This window comes from Ruegeria conchae, assembly GCF_000192475.1.
In the GTDB taxonomy this organism is placed as follows: domain Bacteria; phylum Pseudomonadota; class Alphaproteobacteria; order Rhodobacterales; family Rhodobacteraceae; genus Ruegeria; species Ruegeria conchae.
Genome location: NZ_AEYW01000018.1, coordinates 105,950 through 122,908 on the forward strand (window position 1 = coordinate 105,950; position 16,959 = coordinate 122,908).

A 16,959-nucleotide genomic window follows, 5' to 3' on the forward strand; every position below is an offset into this window, starting at 1 on the left:
CGCTAGAACAAACACGGCCTGATGTGCGGTGACCTCGTGACAATCGACGTGACTGCATCTGGCCAGTTCAACTTATTAATTGAATGACGCCTCACTGGGTGGCGAATGCGATTATTAGTCCGACGATCTGGGTTCAAACATCAATCCAACGTATGCGGCACTGGATCTGCGCTGCCACCGGGTTGGAAAACAATTCGAACCAGCTTCAATCAGATTGGTAGAACAACATAGCCTGCCACCTTGTAGGTGCCTGCGCTGCCCACATGCCCGGACCAGAGAGGTTGCTTCAACTAAGGGTTCAGACGAAACCGTGACATCTGCGAAAAAATCTGCATCGCCACCTCGAAATACTGTCGAGTGATCGTGCGCTTGACGTATTTGTCATTTTCTTCCAGCCACAATTCGATCCAGGATGAGCGCGCAGAACAGGATCGCCAATCCAGCCAAAATTCCTTGTCCTGCAGCGGCATATTGAAGCGCCTCCAGCACGTCCTCGCCCAAGCCTTTTGCACCGATCAGCGAGGCGACGACCACCATCGCAAGAGACATCAGGATAGTCTGATTCACACCCGCCATGATAGTCTTGTGCGCCAGGGGCAGATCTACCCTCCATAGCAGATACCGGGGCGTCGCTCCGAAGGCCAAGGCGGCCTCCCGCACGGTTTCGGGAACTTGCTGCAGGCCAAGAACGGTAAAACGGATCACCGGGGGGCTGCCGAAGATCATTGTTGCGACCACGCCCGCTGGCTTGCCTGATCCGATAAAGGCCACGACCGGGATCAAGTAGACGAAGGACGGCATCGACTGCATGAAATCCAAAATCGGTCGCACGATTGCAAACGCCCGCGGGCGGCGCGCACAATAGATGCCCAGCGGGATACCTAGCGTGATCGAAATCAGCGCCGCCGCGCCCAGCAGGGCAATCGTGGTCATCGCTTTTTCCCAGAAATCCAATAGGCCCAGATAGGCCAGCGCTGCACCGGTGAAGATTGCCACGCGCGGTCCGGCAGAGAGATAGGCCAGCATGATAATCACCAGTGCCACGACCGGCCACGGCGTATCGACCAGCACTACCTCAATCCAGTCCAGCAGGGTGCGCATCCCAAAGGTCAGCCCATCGAAGAAGCCGCGCCCGGCGGTTTTGGTCCATTCAAACACTGCTTGTACGCCATCGCCGACGTTTAAACGCCAGTCCCGGTTGGTTGGGAAAGTTTTGAGTACCGCTAGCGCATCGGGTTGCGCAAACTTGATCATCGACAAGATTACTACCACGGCAGTCAGCGCCGTCGCGACGACTACCCGAGGCAGCGACCAGCCATGCGCTACGCTCGGGTCCGAACGCCAGCGCGCGAACTGCCCTTCAAGCGTCCAGTTGGCCAACGAGGCGGCCAGGAACTTAAACGCCAGCAGAAGGACGATCCCGATAACCAGATAGGTGAATCCTGTCGAATCCGCCGAACGTGCGGCCTCCTGCGCGCCTGCCAAAGCACCCTCAAGCGATTCCGCGGCGCGCTTCAATGACTCCAAAGTGGTTAAACCGGATTGCTCTGCCGCTGCAATTTGCTGGCGGCGCAGCTCCAGTGTCTGCTCAATCTGTTCCGCGCGTTCCCGAAACTCACGGCCCAGATCACCGAATAAGCCCAGACCGATTTGGATATAGGCAAGCGTTTCCAGCACCAAAAACCCAAGGAACCACGACCACAGCCCCCGCGCCCCGAACCATATCGGCCCCAGAATTGCGGCGGCCTTGTTCAGCGTAAAGCGGTAGCCGGGGGCCTGCATCATGTAGGCAAACGTCTTTTGGTAATAGGACTGCCCCTGCCCCACGAAATCTCCGATCAAGCCATTCAGGCGGTCGGCGGTTTCCGGTTGGATCTGTTGTGTATCAACATGTTTCATAGCGGCCCCCTTAGGCTTGACTGTCCTGAATCGCGCGGATCAGACCCGCTCGGTTGATAACACCCACGGTCTTGCCATCCTGAGCGACGGCTACAACTCCATGACCATCAACGCAGAGGTTCATCAGATCGGACAAATCCATGTCCGGATGCGCCTCTTTGGCATCTTCGGGCACTTCGCCGTGATGCGCCTCGAACTCTTCGACCGGTTTCATCACCGCATGGGCGAAGATCATGTTGAGTTTGGAAATCCCTGCCACAAAGTCGGCCACGTAGTCATCGGCGGGGTTGAGGATGATTTCTTCCGGCGTACCGATCTGCACAATGCGCCCGTCCTTCATGATCGCGATACGATGTCCGATGCGGATCGCTTCATCTAGATCGTGGGTGATGAACATCGTGGTCTTGTTCAGCTTGTGGCTGAGGTCCATGAACTGGTCCTGCAACTGCTTTCGGATCAGCGGGTCGAGGGCCGAGAACGGCTCGTCCATCAGCAATATCTCGGGGTCGGCGGCGATGGCACGGGCCAGACCCACACGTTGCTGCATACCGCCCGACAGCTCATGAGCGTATTTGTCTTCCCAGCCATTCAGTTCGACCAGTTCCAGCACCCGGTCCGCTTCTTCCCAGCGGCGCGCCTTGCCGGTGCCTCGGATTTCCAGCGGCATCGCTACGTTGTCGCGGACAGTACGGTGGGGCATCAGGCCGAAGTTCTGGAACACCATAGCGACGCGCCGGTTGCGCAGGTCGCGCAAGCTCTCATCATTCAGGCCCATCACATCCTCGCCATCCAAATAGATATGGCCGTCCGTGGGCTCCAGTAGACGGTTCACATGCCGCACAAGGGTCGACTTGCCCGAGCCCGACAGGCCCATGACACAGAACAACTCACCCCGCTCGATTTCGAAACTTGCATCGGCGACGCCGACAACGCAGTCGAAGTGCTCCAGTACTTCGGTCTTGCTCAGCCCCTCGCTGTGGATGGCTTGCAAAGCTTCCTGCGACCGCGCACCAAAAACCTTCCAAACGCCTTTTGCGTCGATTGCGATATCCGCTGTCATACTGACCCCACCGCAGTTGAATGAATCGAGCAACGCCCCCGAAATCATCGGGGGCGCACAGGTTTTAGTTGGTGGTCAGACCAAGCCAGCTGTCGACGGTATCGCCATTGGCGGCGATCCACTCGGCCACGACCTCGTCTGTATCACGCCCTTTGACGACGACCTCGTAAGTCAGACCGCTTAGCTCGCCGGCATCCATGTCGATATTAGCCAGAAAGGACGCCGCTGCCGGGTTGCGCTGCTCAAGCGATTTGGAATGGGCGACGGTCACGGTCTTGACCGGTTCACCGGTGCTGATATGGGACTTGTTGAACCAATCTGCGTCCTGATCGGGCTGCACCATCTTGTATGTGGTCGCATCATGTTCGGGTTCTTCCAGAATTGTCACATCATACAAAGCATGCACGTAATGCGGCGCATAGCAGTAGAAGGCCGCACCCTTCTGTTGGTCAACCTGATCCTTCAAGCGCGAATAGAACACGGTTTCATCCTCGGTCGTTGGTGTCAGGAAGGTCTCGATCCCATAGTCCCGCACCCGCACTTTGAATGTGTTGGTTGAAGCCCAGCCCGAAGCACCAACCCAAACCTCACCCATGCCGTCACCATCCGAGTCGAAGAGCTCTTGCGCCATTGGGGTGGCCAGATCGTAGATTGAACGGATGTTGTGATCCTCAACCATATAATTCGGCACGCAGATGCCGGCGCGCCCCTCGTAGCTGCCAGAAGACAGCGCGACAGTGCCCTTCTGATCGACATACTCGTCGGTGAACGAAGACTGGTTCGGCAGCCAGACATCCGGGTGCACGTCGATATCGCCACGCCCGCCATCCATCGCTGCAAAGATGACCGCATTGGCGCCAGGCGCATAGCCAACTTCGCCGCCTAGACGTGTTTCGATAACCTGACCAATGACGCGGCTCATAATCTTGGCACCGGGCCAGCTGGGTTCACCGACCATCACTTTGTCCTGTGCGATCGCGGTTGTAGCGCCCAAAGTCAGGGTCAATGCTGCCGTTAGCATTCCTTTTTTCATATTATTTCTCCCGTTTCGTTGAGTTGCATGCGCCATCAGGCGCGCGCCCGCTTGCGTTGCGGGTCTATGAATGGAATGTCCGAGACAGTCGCGCACAGGCGTTTCATCCGTCCGTCGAGCTGTCCGATCTCCAATTGAATGCCGTTTTCCACCTGCTCGACCGACAATCGGGCCATCGCAATCGCATGCTCCAGCATCGGTGAACGTATAGCCGAGGTCACCACACCCACCTGCCGTTCTCCCGCGTAGACCGGGGCACCGTGGGCTGGCACGTCATCGCAACCGATCAGCAGCCCTTTGAGCACCCGGCGCGGGTCGCGTGCGTTGCGTTGCAGAGCCGACTTGCCGGTGAAGTCAGACTTGGTCAGATCGACCGCAAAGCCCAATCCAGCCTCGAACGCATCGACGCCCGGTGCGAATTCGGCGTTTGCGGCGGCCAGACCTGCCTCAATCCGGATGATGTCTAGTGCGGCTGAACCCATTGGGGTGATCCCGAATTCTTCGCCGGCTGCCATTACCGCATCCCAGATCGCGACGGCATCGGATTTTGAGCAGAAAACTTCATACCCTAATTCGCCGGTATAGCCCGATCGCGACAGCATGAACGGCGCACCTTCGCGATCGTTCAGCCGTGCGACGGTGACACCGAACCATTTTAGATGATCCAGGCTGGGTACATGCGGTTGGGTAAAAGCGATCTTGCGTAGCAAGTCGCGCGATTTCGGCCCTTGAATAGCCAGGTTTGGCATCGTTCCGCGCAATGCGTGGACCCGCACTTGCAAGCCGCGCGAGTCTGCCAGTTCCTGCAACACCCGCCCGCTTTCCTCGGACCCGCAGCACCAACGGAAAATCTCGGGCGCCAGACGGAACAAGGTGCCATCGTCAATGACCGATCCACTTTCGTCGCACATCAGCGTGTAAGATCCACGCCAAACCGGCAGTTTCGCCACGTTTCGAGTGGTGGCCAGTTGCAGCAGCGCCTCGGCATCCGGGCCGACGATGTCGAATTTGCGCAGTCCGCTCATGTCCTGCACTGTCACAGCCTCGCGGCAGGCCCAATATTCACCCAAAGTACCATGGGCCGGGTAACTGACCGGTGTCCATAGATCACGCGCTGGCGCGAAATGCTGGGTCAGCGGGGCCAGACGGTCATGAAAAGCGGACTCCTGGCTGATCGACATGAGGGCGTCTTCCTTTTCGCGATAGGCAACCGCACGGCGGATCGGTGTTTCAGGGCGGTAGATACGTACATGCACATCCGTCGGGTTCCAGCCGTTGATCGGATCAATGTCGTCTGGACAGGCGGTCGAGGTGCAGACCAGATCCTCCAACGCTCGCATGGCAACATAATCACCGGGGCGCGAACGGGATTCTTCAGTCAGGATATGATGCGAAGCCGGGTCAACCCACGTGCTCCAGAAGAAATTGATTGCGGGCCAAGCGGTCCGCTTTTTGACACCGTAGGACACCAGAGCATTGGTCATGTTGTCGGAACAGTTTAGATGGCCGGGAAAGCCTCTCTCTTCGTAACCACGAGCGGTGCACGCCAGACCGAATGTATCGTGTTGACCACAAGTGTCCTGAACCACATTCAGTAACGGGCGCATATCGCGATCAAAGAATTTATCCAGCAAACCGGGACCGGGAAAAGCCCGTCTAACCATGGACCGAGTGGCAGTGGAGTCGATCATCCATTCCTCGCCACGGTCCAGGCCATCAGCCCGCAACGCCATGAAATCGGAACATTGCTGGCCTTCAACATCGATGATTTGAACGAATTCGCCAGCTTTAAGCTCATACGCCATGGCGCTGCCGCGAGGGATGGTGAATTCGTCTCGTGTATCACCCAGCAAAGGCGGCAATTGCACATCACGTTTGGCTGCGGGTTTGTGCAGAACCGTCACATTTCCAGCGCCTGAGCCTTCGATTAGCCCGGCAACTCCGACGGGTCGGATCAACCAGACCGTCATCGTCTGACTGGCACGTATAATCACTGGCTCGGATGATTGATCAAATCTGTAACAGGGAACCCGCTGATCCCCATCCCGCGCTGCTATCCAACCCGAGAACTGGGCACTGTCAAAACCGTCCCATTCAACCAACCCGGTTTGGCTCAGCCCAAGTGCCGCAAGCATCGGCTGCCCACCCTCTGCCAAAGCAGCAAGATCCAATGGCTGCATTGAACCAGCCCCTTCTACTGACAGCAAATCTCCGGGTTTGATCGACAGCTTCACCGCCTCGCGCGGCGACAGGACATGCGTGCGTGCGTCAAAGGCATTTGGGAAGCCCGGGAACCGGCGACCGGGGCCGTCGTACCCCGTGTTAGTAAAAGTATGTAAAACCGTAGACCCGTGCATCGCGCAGCCAGATTCCTAAAATGTAACTAGTTACAGAGCTTGATGAAACCAGTTACATATGTCAACTCTTTACTTATAGATCGGCAAGACGGGCCCTAAAATCAGTGACGCAGAAAACCCCCGAGCCTAAAAAACGCTCAAATCTCAGAGATGTAGCAAAAGCAGCGGGCGTGTCCGTCGCAACGGTGTCCAGGGTGCTTAATGAACCGACCGTGGTGAAGAAGGAAACGCTCGAAAAAGTTCAGACCGCCATTGCCGAGCTTAAATTCGTTCCTAGCGCGGCTGCCAGGGCAATCAATTCTGGTCGCACCCGCTTTGTTGGGGCTTTGGTCCCTACGCTGGACAATGCGATCTTTGCCCGTTTCCTTGCTGCTCTGGAGCGTAAGCTATCAGACCATCAGTTGTCTCTGATCGTTGCGACAACCGAGGCGAGCCTAGAGATTGAAGCCGAGAAAGCCAAAAGCCTGCTGGATATCGGGGCAGAAGGACTGATCATCACTGGCATTACGCACAGCCCGGCGTTTCACGAACTGATCGAACGGGCGTCGTTGCCAACGATCGTCACGTCTTTCTTTAATCCGGAAAACCCGCTGCCGACCATCGGGTATGACAACGCGGCTGCGGCGCAACTTGCCCTACAACACCTTGTTGAACTCGGACACCGAGACATTGCGGTCGTGCATGGCCCCGTTAACGACAATGACCGTACCAGAGCGCGCCTAACCGGCCTCAAAGTCTTTCCCTTCGACGGAAAGCTCTCAACCTTCGAGACCGAGATCAGCCATCAGGGTGGCGCAGACGCTGCAAAACACTTGGGCAATCTAAGCAGCAGGCCAACGGCAATTCTATGTCTATCCGACGTCGTCGCCCTGGGGGTTTTGCTTGGTCTTCAGGCGCAAAATATCATCGTCCCGGACCAAATTTCCATGGTCGGGGTTGACGATCTTCCAACTTCGTCTGTGACCGTTCCGCCACTGACAAGCGTACATTTACCGGTTTCTCAGATGGGTGAACGCGCGGCGGACGCACTTGCCAACTGGATCACGACTCATCAGGCGCCCAAATCCGAAGAGTTGTTTACACAACTCGTTGTTCGGAACTCTACAAAACGTTGTTGAGGCAAGTGGGCCAGACCAGACATTGGCCGACCCGTTCGATACCGGGCTTCAGTGTCCCGAAAGCAACTGTTGGAAGGATGCAATTACTGCAGGAACGTACGCAACTAAATGCGCTCCTTGCTGTCTTTCGGATGTGCCATTTTGCCCGCGTTTGTGGCCGCCCATTCATGCATGGCCTGCAACAAAGGGATCAGGCTTTGCCCCAATGATGTCAAACTGTATTCCACATGTGGAGGGATAGTCCGAAAGTCCTTGCGGGACACAAAGCCAGCATCCTGCAGCTCAACAAGTTGTCGGGTTAGCGTGCGATGGGTGATGCTACCGAGGTTGCGCTGAAGCTGATTAAACCGTGAGGTTTCCTGCGCCAGCCAATAGATGATCAAGAGTTTCCACTTACCCGAGATCGCCTCTATCAGTGGCTCAATCAGACAGTTTTCATCTGGTTCGAGCGTTGCCATAGCGGTATCCTATGTGACCGTACTTGTCGTTTTGATCTTGTATTTTTAACTACGCCTCAGACTTACCGAACGCAACGAGGAAGAAGATGACCCAGAAGAAAGTCGTGATAGTCGGCGGTGGATATGTTGGCTTTGAGGTCGCCAAAGCACTGGACGGATACGCTGATGTTACGCTGATCGAGCAGCGCGAAGCCTTTGTGCAGGCACCAGCGACCATTCGTGCACTTTTGCAGCCCGAATTGTTGGATCAGATCATACTGCCCTATGATCGTTTGCTGATGCGCGGACGCGTCATTCGCGGTCGGGCCTCAAGGGTTACACAATCCGAAATTACGTTAGAAGACGGAACCATCTATCCTGCCGATTACATCGTCCTGGCGACAGGTTCGTCCTAAGCCGCGCCTTTCAAGCCCGAAGGGAACAGCATTAAGGATTTTCGCGAGGCGAGTGCTGAGGTTAGTTTGCAATTGTCGTCAGCAAAGTCGGTTGTCATCGTCGGAGCAGGTACGGTCGGCACCGAGTTGGCAGGGGAAATCGCCGCAGCTCAACCCGACAAAGACATCACATTGGTTTCTTCAGATAACACTTTGTTTCCAATGTACCCGGCAAAGTTGGGCGCGCAGTTGAAACGCAAGCTGGAACGCGCAGGCGTGAACATCGTTCTGGGCCAAAGAGCGGAAAACTTGCTACACTTGGACAGACCCTATGCCGGGTCGGTCAAATTGACCGATGGCCGGGTGATTAGTGCTGATCTGGTGTTTCCTGTGATCGGATCCAGGCCAAATACGGCTTTGGCGCAAACGCTTTCCGGGGTCGCCACGGCACCTTCTGGCCGGATTCAAACCGACAAATGGTTACGTCCTTCCAAATACCCGAACGTCTTCATCGCAGGGGACATTGCCGATATCGGTGACGGTATGACCATTGTGGCAATATCCCGACAGAATCCGTGGCTAATCAAAACCTTGAAACAAGCACTGAAAGGTCAGGCGATCGAGGATCTAAAGCCATATGTGCCATGGAAAAAAGCCCCGATCTTACTGCCCCTTGGTCCCAAAATCGGGAACAGCTGGCTATTTGCGACTGTTGGCGATTGGGTCACGCGCCAGATGAAGGGAAAAGACCTTTTTATTTCGAAGTATCGCAAGGCGTTCGGGCGATAGGATCGGCTGAATGCCCCACAATTCACCTCCCGACAAGAGACCGCCAGGACATAAACTAATGACACGTGTCGACCTTCCGAAATTTCCAACCAGCCACGGGTATATGAGTGAGCGCGTTCAGCAGGCATATATCACAGCTGCGATCGAAAATGGACTGCTGCCCGCTGACGCCCACCGCATGGCAGAGGTTGTTTCGCTAACTGCACCGGGCGACACCTCGAAGCCGATTCAGTTCTGGCAGCTATTCTCTGTCTTGGGACAAGATGCAATTGTTGGCGTAGTCACCAGATTCTATGAACGCGTGTTTGCCGATGAGCCTTGGTTCACATCCGTCTTCGAAAGGGTTGGGGGATTGCACCACCATGTTGCGACCCAGGCATCCATGTGGATCGATGTCATGGGGGGTGGCCCCTATTACCACGGCGCTGAGTTTCGGTTGAACTTTCATCACGCGCATAACGCAATGGCTCTGATGAATGACAAGGGGGCAGAACGCTGGGCCAACCTGATGAGACAGACGTTGGATGCCTCTGCGGACCTGCTCACAGATGATCCACGCGTGCGGATTAGCCTCAACACGTTCCTGTCATACTTCATGACAAAATACGCCGAAGAATTCGCTTTCCAGGATCGGCACATTTTTGGTGAAACGAACGGACAGCTAAAGCGCCGGATAAACTTCCTGAGAATGACGACCGCAGCAATCGAAAACTTGAGCACGCAAGAGCTAAGCGACGCGCTGGCTGAGCGCGGTGTGGACGTGTCCCAATATCCGGACAAACAGGCGCTTGTTGAAAAAGCGTTGATGGTGTGACGCCTGCAATCCAAGCCAGACACCAAATCACCCCGCCGAAACAGCTGGCAGCATCACAAACACTTATGTTGAAGCTGCCAGACCGGTTCCGATATTGTCCCTTGTGCGGTGCAGAAACCGGGCCGCTTGGCAAGAGCGGCTCTGCGGCTTGGCTTGAAATTAGATCCGGAAGATTACATGCGCTCCGAACCAAACAGGCTGCAGGTCAGGTCATTTTCTTTAGTATCCACGCACAGGGTTCACGATATTGACCAATCTCTCGCCGCGTATCCAGCGATCCAGATTCTGAATAAACAGATCAAAAGAAGCCTGTTCCCATTCGGCATAAACCGATGAGCAATGCGGTGAGATGACCACGTTCTCAAGAGCCCAGAGCGGGCTTGTTTCGGGAAGAGGCTCGGTTTCGAACACGTCCAATACCACCGCCGCCACATGCCCTGCACTCAGTGCTACGTGAAGGGCAGCTTGATCCACCACACCGCCGCGTGAAACATCCGCGAGGATGACGCCTTGCTTCATCGCCGCAATCTCTCGCGCACCGATCAAGCCGCGTGTCGCTGGAATTAGTGGGGTCGAGACGGCAATGAAATCCGCAAATGGCAGAAGGTCATGCAGTTCATCCGCTGCGTACACCTCATCGACATTTTTCATCGGCCTGGGGCGCGCGCGGGTTCCCAGGACTTTCATTCCGAAGGCCTTGGCGCGCGCTGCCACCGCCTGACCGGTATGACCCAGCCCGATGATCAGGAGTGTTTTGCCCGCCAGCGGCCTGACCGTACGCGCGTTCCAGACCCGCGCTGCCTTGTCTTTCTGCAGACCAGGCACATCCAGGGTAAAATGCAAAAACCCGCCAAGGATATATTCCGCCATCATCCCAGCGGCCACACCCGCAGCATTGGTCACGATTGTCCTCTGAGGGTCCCACTTGCCGTAATGATCAGTACCCGCCCCACCATTGGCAATCCAACTTGGGCCTTGCGGGCCAAACAGCGCGTCGCGCGGATAGCCAGGCGTGCCCGCGAAACGAACCGAATAGACGACCTCGGGCTTATAGCTGTCGACCAGCGTGGGAAGGCCCTCATAGCTGTTGCATTCACGATAATCTGCCTTTGGGAATGCGGCGCACAAGCTTTCGGCAAGCGGTGCCGTGTCGCTATTGTGCAGAATGATACGCGGGGTGTCAGACAAGGTTTTCCTCCACGGAAGCACGGACATGCTGTTCCATTTCACTAAATGTGGTCTCAGGCCGCATCAACCGCCCTGGCATCTTTCGCGGTGCCGCGAGTGGCAAAGGCACAATCCACAGTGACTCGCCCTGCCATCACACCTGTTGCAGCGGCTACCATGCGAACCGTGTCGATCAGCAGCGCTACGCCCATGTTGAGAGCACCTCGCAGCATGTCCTGGCATGCGAGCGAGAGCTCAGCGACCCGGTCAAAACTCATAGCCGCTCTCTTTCCAAAAGCTGACCGAACCCCGGCAAGGCTTCGCCGATTCCAGCAAGCTGCATCGCACGGAAAGCCATTGCTTGATTAGACGTGATTACTGGTTTGCCCACTGCTTGCTCTAAATGGGCGATGATCTCGACGCTGCGCATGTCAGTGCAAGACAGCACAATCGCATCGGCCTCGGGATGGTTGGCGGCAAGGCCCAAATCGAACACTGCCTGCGGGTCCAGTTCGCCCTGTCCGTAGTTGTCCAAATCACTGTCCACCTCTGCGCGGATCAAGGTTTCAACACCCATTTGTGCCAAAAATCCGACGGCCATGTCATTGATCGCAGGCACATAGGGCGAGGCAAAGCCGATACGCCCCACCCCCAGTGTGGTCAGCGCGTGTACCAAAGCGCCTGCCGCCGTCACAGTTTGGGCACCACTCGTGGCTTTGATCCGTTCAGAAAGCCCTCGGTCAAATACCGGGCCGTGCGTAAGCGTAGCCGAGGTACAGCCATAAAGGATCACATCCGGACGTACACCCTGCAACAGATGCAGCGACTCGTCCAAATCCGCTGCGCCCAGCCCGTGCATCTGGTCTGCATCGGGGACCTTGTCCTGATCATAGCCCCCCATACGGGCGAAATGCATCGACACGCCATCGGGGCGCAACAGTGTCATGTCGGGTTCGAGATTTGTATTGGTGAAAGGCACCAGAACACCAAATCGGGCACGCCCACGAGAATTCGTCATGATAATCCCTCCTTTGCCAGGCGCTCCAGAAGGCTCGCTGCAATTTCGATTTGATCCGCGACACTGATGGTTACGCGTAGGCAATCGGCAAGCCCAGCTCCGGCTTGCGGGCGCAAAAACACGCCCTCTGCGCGAAGGGCATGATCGGCGTGGTGCGCCGCTTCAGGGCTTTCCAAATGGATCAGGACGAAATTGGTAAAACTTTCAGGCACGTTTAGCCCGGCCTGAAGCAGCCGTTGGCGCAATCCGTCGCGCAATCTCGCCGTTTCCCGACAGGTTTCGCGCATGTAGCCTTGATCCAAGAGCGCAGCTTTTGCAGCCGCCTGGCCGGCTATCGTGATGTTGTTGGGGTTCATCACCTTGCGAAGCTCTCGGGCGATTTCAAGTGGAAACAAGCCCCAACCTACGCGCATCCCGGCCAGACCATACGCCTTAGAGAAGGTACGCAGAACCACCGTATCGCCGCGTTCGACCAGATCGAACACGGGCTCTCTTACATGATCTGTGAACTCGGCATATGCTTCGTCGACCACCAGTAGGGTATCGCGCGGCAAGCCTTCGCGCAGACGTACCAGTTCGGCGCGCGGGATGCGGGTGCCAGTAGGATTGCCGGGATTGGCAACGAAGACGATACGGGTGTCGTCCCGGATAGCTGCAAGCAACGCATCGACTGAAACGCGCTTGTCTTCTTCCGGGGCGTCGTCATAGCGCGCTCGTGCTATCTGCGCGGCAGTTCGGAAAAACGGGTAGGCATGCGCCGGGGCCAGCACCGAATTGTGCTCATCCGCAAACGCTTGTGTGATGCATGAGATCAGCTCCATCGAGCCACAGCCACACAGGATGCCATCGGCAGGGATACCATGGAGCCTCGACAACGCTGCGCGAAGATCCCCCCAGTCTGGGTCGGGGTAGAGATTTCCGGCTTCCAGCGCTTTTGCGGCCGCGTCAATCGCGAGGGGACTGGGAGGGCGTAGGCTTTCATTTTGAGAGAGCGAAATCAGGGGCATCCCCTTCGGTGCATCAAGCTGAGCCAGCGCATAAGGTGACATCGCGGATATATGCCCAACCGAACGGATCATGGTTTGTACCCATAGATATCGCGCGCAGCCTCTTGACTGATCAGGCCTTCGTCGAGATCGCATCGAACGTCGTTCCAACTACGCTCATGCGGATCTCCAAAACCGCCACCACCCGGTGTTTCGAAAAGCAAGGTTTCTCCTGCCTTCACCCGAACCTCTCCTTTTCCAGGCAGATCTGGTCCGTCATGGCCGATGCGGATGCGCCCCGGTGCGCCAGGACCCCCTCCCTGACGCCCGCGCGCAGGGTTTAAGACACGCTCGACCGAAAGAAACACCATGAATTCTTCGTCCTGCGACGAGCGTACTTCAATATGTTGACCTAAGCCGCCGCGTGTTCGCCCGGGTCCGCCGCTGTCCGGAATGAGCTCGCGCCGTGTGATCAGAACAGGGGCGACCGCTTCGGTCGTTTCCACCTGACTTCCCCAGACACCCGACGGAAAGGCGGTGGCCGAGAGCCCATCCAGATCAGGCCGCGCCCCGGTTCCACCGCTGAATACAAGCTCCAGCGCAAACTGCTCATCCCCGCGAGACACCGCCTCGGGTGTATGGCGCAGCGGCAGGTCATACATGCATGATGCCCCCTCGGCCGGAACGGAATCCGGCAGCGCCTGCGACAGGCAGCCATAGACCAAATCGGGTGTCATCTGCCCCAGTGTATGGCGCATGGCGACCGGTGCGGGTGCTTGGGCGTTCAGAATACAGTTCTTTGGCCCCGTAACGTGGAATGGCTCAAGCGAGCCCGCATTGTTGGGAATGTCCGGCCCGATAATACAGCGAAAGGCAAACACCGAATATGCGGTGGCGTAATTGAGCGGCACGTTGATACCCTTTTTTGACAGGCCGGAAGTGCCGCTAAAATCCAGATTAACGTAATCTTCACCGATGGTCAGGGTCGCATGCAGATCAATCTCCTGCTCATACCCGTCTACCTTCAGCACATTGCGCCACGTCCCTTCGGGAAGTTCGGCAATGGCCTCAACGGTGCCACGATATGAAGTATCAATGATGTAGTCGGCTAGTTCGTCCAGATGGTCGATACCGAACTCATCCATCATGCCGGCAAGTCGCGCGGCACCAGTCTCGCAACACGCGATCAGCGCATAGATATCGCCTTCATTGGCGACGGGTTCGCGAGAGTTGGCTTTGACTATCTCCATCAGAAGTGTGTTTAGATTGCCCGTATCCACTAGCTTACAAGGTGGGATGAGCAGCCCCTCGTCAAAGATGTCAGCGCCCTCTGGCCCCATGCCCAGCCCGCCCAGATCGACTAAATGCGAGGTGCAGGAGGTAAACCCGACCACCTGATCCCGAAAAAACACCGGCATCATCAAAAGGAAATCGTTCAGGTGCCCAGAGGCTATCCACGGATCATTCGTTAAGTAAATGTCGCCGGGCCTCATATCCTGAAGCTGAAAGCGGCCGCGCAGTGTTTTGACTGCTTCAGCCATGGTGTTGATATGGCCTGGCGTGCCGGTCACGGCCTGGGCCAGCATTCGGCCCTGTAGATCGAATATGCCAGCGGAAATGTCACCGCATTCGCGCACGATGGGGCTGAAAGCTGCGCGTATCAGCGCCTGACCTTGTTCCTCTACCACGGCCAATAGCCGATTCCACATGACCTGCAGGCGAGTATTCGACGTGCTCATCGGTTGCCCTCCCGTTTGCGTATGAGCCAAATGTTACTGCCGCCATCCAAATGGGCTGAGAAATCTGCGCTGACGAATGTCGTGGTCTGCGGCTCGATAATCAGGGCAGGCCCGCTCACTTGGTCGCCGGGCCTGAGCGCTGCGCGCTCGTGGATATCGGCCTCGCGCCACTCACCGGTGACATCACACAGGATGCGCCGCTGCCCATCTGGCCGCGCAGGCTTTTTCTCAAGCGTCTCGGGGTAATGCTCCAGCGCGGGTGGCTCTGACGTGACCTCCAGCGCCCAATTCAGAACCTCGATAGTCATGCCTGGCACTGCGCGGCTGAATTGGCGGCTGTATTCCTCCTCGAACGTCTTGCGAAGCGCAGGAATATCCGCCTCTTTCAAAGCCCGGTCAGGTAGCGTGATTTCAATCTCATGCCCTTGCCCATGATAGCGCATGAAAGCCTGCCTTTGCCGGGTTAGTCGCCCTTCTGGTGCGCCAGCCCTCACAACGGCCTCAGCCTCACTGATCATTGCGTCGAAGAAGGCATTAAGCCCCTCAAGGTCGAGCGCCTCAAGGGTGCTATAGCGCGAGCGGATGATTTCAAACGAGACCGGAGCAAATAGGAACCCGACCGCCGAACCTACCCCTGGATCACGCGGGACCAGAATGCGATCGACTTGTGCACGCCGCGCCACCCTTGTGGCGTGCAGGGGGCCATTGCCACCAAAAGCGATCATCAACCGAGCGCCCAGATCCTTGCCAGATTCCACCGCATGCATCCGCCCTGCGGCAGCCATGTTCTCATCCACGATCTCGCTGACCCCATGGGCGACCTGTGCGCTGCTTAGCTCCAGCGCCTGCCCGATCCCCGACGCAAGCGCAGTTTCAGCCGCGTCCGTATCGATCCCAAGGCGTCCCTCAGCAAAACGCCCGGGTTCAATCAGCCCCTGCACCACATCGGCATCTGTTACCGTCGGATTGGTTCCACCCTTGGCAAAGGCGGCGGGTCCGGGCTCGGATCCCGCACTTTCGGGCCCGACCTGCAAGCGGCCTAACCGATCCACATGCGCGATCGAACCGCCACCTGCTCCAATCTCGATCATTTCGATCACCGGAATACGTACAGGCATACCCGAACCCTTAATAAAACGCGCCGCACGTGCGATTTCGAATTTTCGGGCTGTCTGCGGGCGATATCGGTCGATCAGGCACAGCTTGGCAGTCGTTCCGCCCATGTCGAAACTCAACACTTCGCGCTCGCCGGTCTCGGCGGCGATGCGCGCAGCCAGAATGGCGCCCCCTGCAGGACCGGATTCTACAAGTCGGATCGGCAGGCGCGCTGCGGTTTGCATCGTGGTCATGCCCCCACCCGCAGTCATCATCAAGATCGGGCATCGCAACCCCTCATCGCTAAACCGCGCTTGGAAATCAGCCAGGTAGCTTTCCAACTGAGGCTGGATATAAGCGTTGGCAATGGTGGTTGAGAGCCGGTCGAACTCGCGCGCCTCGGGGCTGACCTCGTGCGATAGCGAAATCGTTAGATCGGGTAGCGCCGCCAGCAGAAGTTCTCGCAGCCGCAGCTCATGTGTCGGGTTGGCATAGGCATGCATAAGGCAAATGGCCACGGCCTCAGCGCCGCAAGCAGAAAGCTCTTCAACCAGTCGGGAAACAGCCCCATCATCGAACGGCTGCAACTCCTGCCCGCGCGCGTCCATTCGGCCTTTAATCGTAAAGGCGCGCGCGCGCAGCACGATCAGATCAGGTTTAACAAGATTGATCTCATATTGGTTGTAGCGGCGCTCATAGGCGATCTCTAGAATGTCACGAAACCCTTCGCTCGTCACAGTCGCCACGACTGCTCCACGGCGCTCAATCAACGCATTGGTGGCCAGTGTCGTGCCATGGATAAAGCCGCTGATCTGAGGCCAGTCCGCCCCGGTTTTATCCAACACGTACTTAGCACCCGCAAGCGCCCCAAGTGTCGGGTTTTTCGGGGTGGTCGGTGTTTTGGCAGTAGCAAGGATATGACCTTGCTCATCGACCAAAACCGTATCGGTAAATGTACCGCCAATATCAACGGCAAGGCGCAACGCGTTCTTGTTGTGCATCTAGAAAAACCAGAAAATCAGGAGAGGCAGAAGAGATGAGGATGCCCGGTC

Annotated in this window: 15 protein-coding genes; 4 read left to right on the plus strand and 11 right to left on the minus strand. The window is 57.0% G+C overall.

Going from position 1 to position 16,959, the window contains the following annotated elements; all coding sequences use genetic code 11:
• Window positions 1–381 precede the first annotated feature (381 nt).
• The 4 genes from G7G_RS0117035 to G7G_RS0117050 form a co-directional block, all read right to left on the minus strand.
• Window positions 382–1,899: an ABC transporter permease gene (locus G7G_RS0117035; RefSeq protein WP_010442656.1), complete on the minus strand. Its 1,518-nt coding sequence runs from the start codon at window positions 1,897–1,899 to the stop codon at window positions 382–384.
• A 10-nt stretch (window positions 1,900–1,909) separates the two neighbouring features.
• Window positions 1,910–2,959, minus strand: a complete 1,050-nt coding sequence (locus G7G_RS0117040) for a quaternary amine ABC transporter ATP-binding protein (protein ID WP_010442657.1) — start codon at window positions 2,957–2,959, stop codon at window positions 1,910–1,912.
• Window positions 2,960–3,023: 64 nt separating this feature from the next.
• On the minus strand, window positions 3,024–3,992 hold the full coding sequence (locus G7G_RS0117045) for an ABC transporter substrate-binding protein (RefSeq protein WP_010442658.1): 969 nt from the start codon (window positions 3,990–3,992) through the stop codon (window positions 3,024–3,026).
• Window positions 3,993–4,027: 35 nt separating this feature from the next.
• On the minus strand, window positions 4,028–6,349 hold the full coding sequence (locus G7G_RS0117050; protein ID WP_010442659.1) for a DUF1989 domain-containing protein: 2,322 nt from the start codon (window positions 6,347–6,349) through the stop codon (window positions 4,028–4,030).
• 104 nt (window positions 6,350–6,453) lie between these two features.
• Between G7G_RS0117050 and G7G_RS0117055 the strand changes: the two genes are divergently transcribed.
• Entirely contained in the window at window positions 6,454–7,467 is a 1,014-nt protein-coding gene (locus G7G_RS0117055; protein WP_083829028.1) for a LacI family DNA-binding transcriptional regulator, read from the plus strand.
• Between the two features lie 104 nt (window positions 7,468–7,571).
• On the opposite strand, the gene G7G_RS0117060 is transcribed toward G7G_RS0117055, so the two are convergent.
• Window positions 7,572–7,925, minus strand: a complete 354-nt coding sequence (locus tag G7G_RS0117060) for a winged helix-turn-helix transcriptional regulator (protein WP_010442661.1) — start codon at window positions 7,923–7,925, stop codon at window positions 7,572–7,574.
• A 41-nt stretch (window positions 7,926–7,966) separates the two neighbouring features.
• Between G7G_RS0117060 and G7G_RS24730 the strand changes: the two genes are divergently transcribed.
• The 3 genes from G7G_RS24730 to G7G_RS0117070 all read left to right on the plus strand — a co-directional run bounded on the left by G7G_RS24730 (window position 7,967) and on the right by G7G_RS0117070 (window position 9,902).
• Window positions 7,967–8,320: an FAD-dependent oxidoreductase gene (locus G7G_RS24730; RefSeq protein ID WP_259462656.1), complete on the plus strand. Its 354-nt coding sequence runs from the start codon at window positions 7,967–7,969 to the stop codon at window positions 8,318–8,320.
• Between the two features lie 72 nt (window positions 8,321–8,392).
• Window positions 8,393–9,088, plus strand: a complete 696-nt coding sequence (locus G7G_RS24735; protein ID WP_238528825.1) for an FAD-dependent oxidoreductase — start codon at window positions 8,393–8,395, stop codon at window positions 9,086–9,088.
• Window positions 9,089–9,146: 58 nt separating this feature from the next.
• Window positions 9,147–9,902, plus strand: a complete 756-nt coding sequence (locus G7G_RS0117070; RefSeq protein WP_010442664.1) for a globin domain-containing protein — start codon at window positions 9,147–9,149, stop codon at window positions 9,900–9,902.
• Window positions 9,903–10,121: 219 nt separating this feature from the next.
• On the opposite strand, the gene G7G_RS0117075 is transcribed toward G7G_RS0117070, so the two are convergent.
• Genes G7G_RS0117075 through G7G_RS0117100 form a run of 6 tightly spaced genes read right to left on the minus strand, consistent with a single transcriptional unit; the run spans window position 10,122 to window position 16,908 of the window.
• Entirely contained in the window at window positions 10,122–11,090 is a 969-nt protein-coding gene (locus G7G_RS0117075) for a D-2-hydroxyacid dehydrogenase (RefSeq protein ID WP_010442665.1), read from the minus strand.
• A 53-nt stretch (window positions 11,091–11,143) separates the two neighbouring features.
• A complete protein-coding gene (locus G7G_RS0117080) occupies window positions 11,144–11,347 on the minus strand; it encodes a hypothetical protein (protein ID WP_010442666.1) in 204 nt (67 codons plus the stop codon).
• Window positions 11,344–12,087 carry a maleate cis-trans isomerase family protein gene (locus G7G_RS0117085; protein ID WP_010442667.1) on the minus strand — a complete coding sequence of 248 codons (744 nt, stop codon included), beginning with the start codon at window positions 12,085–12,087 and terminating at the stop codon, window positions 11,344–11,346. Before G7G_RS0117085 ends, G7G_RS0117080 begins: the two co-directional genes overlap by 4 nt.
• On the minus strand, window positions 12,084–13,166 hold the full coding sequence (locus G7G_RS0117090; protein ID WP_010442668.1) for a pyridoxal phosphate-dependent aminotransferase: 1,083 nt from the start codon (window positions 13,164–13,166) through the stop codon (window positions 12,084–12,086). The genes G7G_RS0117085 and G7G_RS0117090 overlap by 4 nt, the downstream gene beginning before the upstream one ends.
• Window positions 13,163–14,812, minus strand: a complete 1,650-nt coding sequence (locus G7G_RS0117095) for a hydantoinase B/oxoprolinase family protein (RefSeq protein ID WP_010442669.1) — start codon at window positions 14,810–14,812, stop codon at window positions 13,163–13,165. Before G7G_RS0117095 ends, G7G_RS0117090 begins: the two co-directional genes overlap by 4 nt.
• Complete coding sequence (locus G7G_RS0117100) at window positions 14,809–16,908, minus strand: hydantoinase/oxoprolinase family protein (protein ID WP_010442670.1); 2,100 nt, start codon at window positions 16,906–16,908, stop codon at window positions 14,809–14,811. Before G7G_RS0117100 ends, G7G_RS0117095 begins: the two co-directional genes overlap by 4 nt.
• Window positions 16,909–16,959: the final 51 nt, after the last annotated feature.

Bases quoted from the DNA above. Each gene is read 5' to 3' on its own strand.
- G7G_RS0117045 (WP_010442658.1), bottom strand. From the start codon at position 3,992: ATGAAAAAAGGAATGCTAACGGCAGCATTGACCCTGACTTTGGGCGCT.
- G7G_RS0117035 (WP_010442656.1), bottom strand. From the start codon at position 1,899: ATGAAACATGTTGATACACAACAGATCCAACCGGAAACCGCCGACCGC.
- G7G_RS0117070 (WP_010442664.1), top strand. From the start codon at position 9,147: ATGACACGTGTCGACCTTCCGAAATTTCCAACCAGCCACGGGTATATG.
- G7G_RS0117090 (WP_010442668.1), bottom strand. From the start codon at position 13,166: ATGATCCGTTCGGTTGGGCATATATCCGCGATGTCACCTTATGCGCTG.
- G7G_RS0117100 (WP_010442670.1), bottom strand. From the start codon at position 16,908: ATGCACAACAAGAACGCGTTGCGCCTTGCCGTTGATATTGGCGGTACA.
- G7G_RS0117080 (WP_010442666.1), bottom strand. From the start codon at position 11,347: ATGAGTTTTGACCGGGTCGCTGAGCTCTCGCTCGCATGCCAGGACATG.
- G7G_RS0117095 (WP_010442669.1), bottom strand. From the start codon at position 14,812: ATGAGCACGTCGAATACTCGCCTGCAGGTCATGTGGAATCGGCTATTG.
- G7G_RS0117040 (WP_010442657.1), bottom strand. From the start codon at position 2,959: ATGACAGCGGATATCGCAATCGACGCAAAAGGCGTTTGGAAGGTTTTT.
- G7G_RS0117060 (WP_010442661.1), bottom strand. From the start codon at position 7,925: ATGGCAACGCTCGAACCAGATGAAAACTGTCTGATTGAGCCACTGATA.
- G7G_RS0117050 (WP_010442659.1), bottom strand. From the start codon at position 6,349: ATGCACGGGTCTACGGTTTTACATACTTTTACTAACACGGGGTACGAC.
- G7G_RS0117085 (WP_010442667.1), bottom strand. From the start codon at position 12,087: ATGACGAATTCTCGTGGGCGTGCCCGATTTGGTGTTCTGGTGCCTTTC.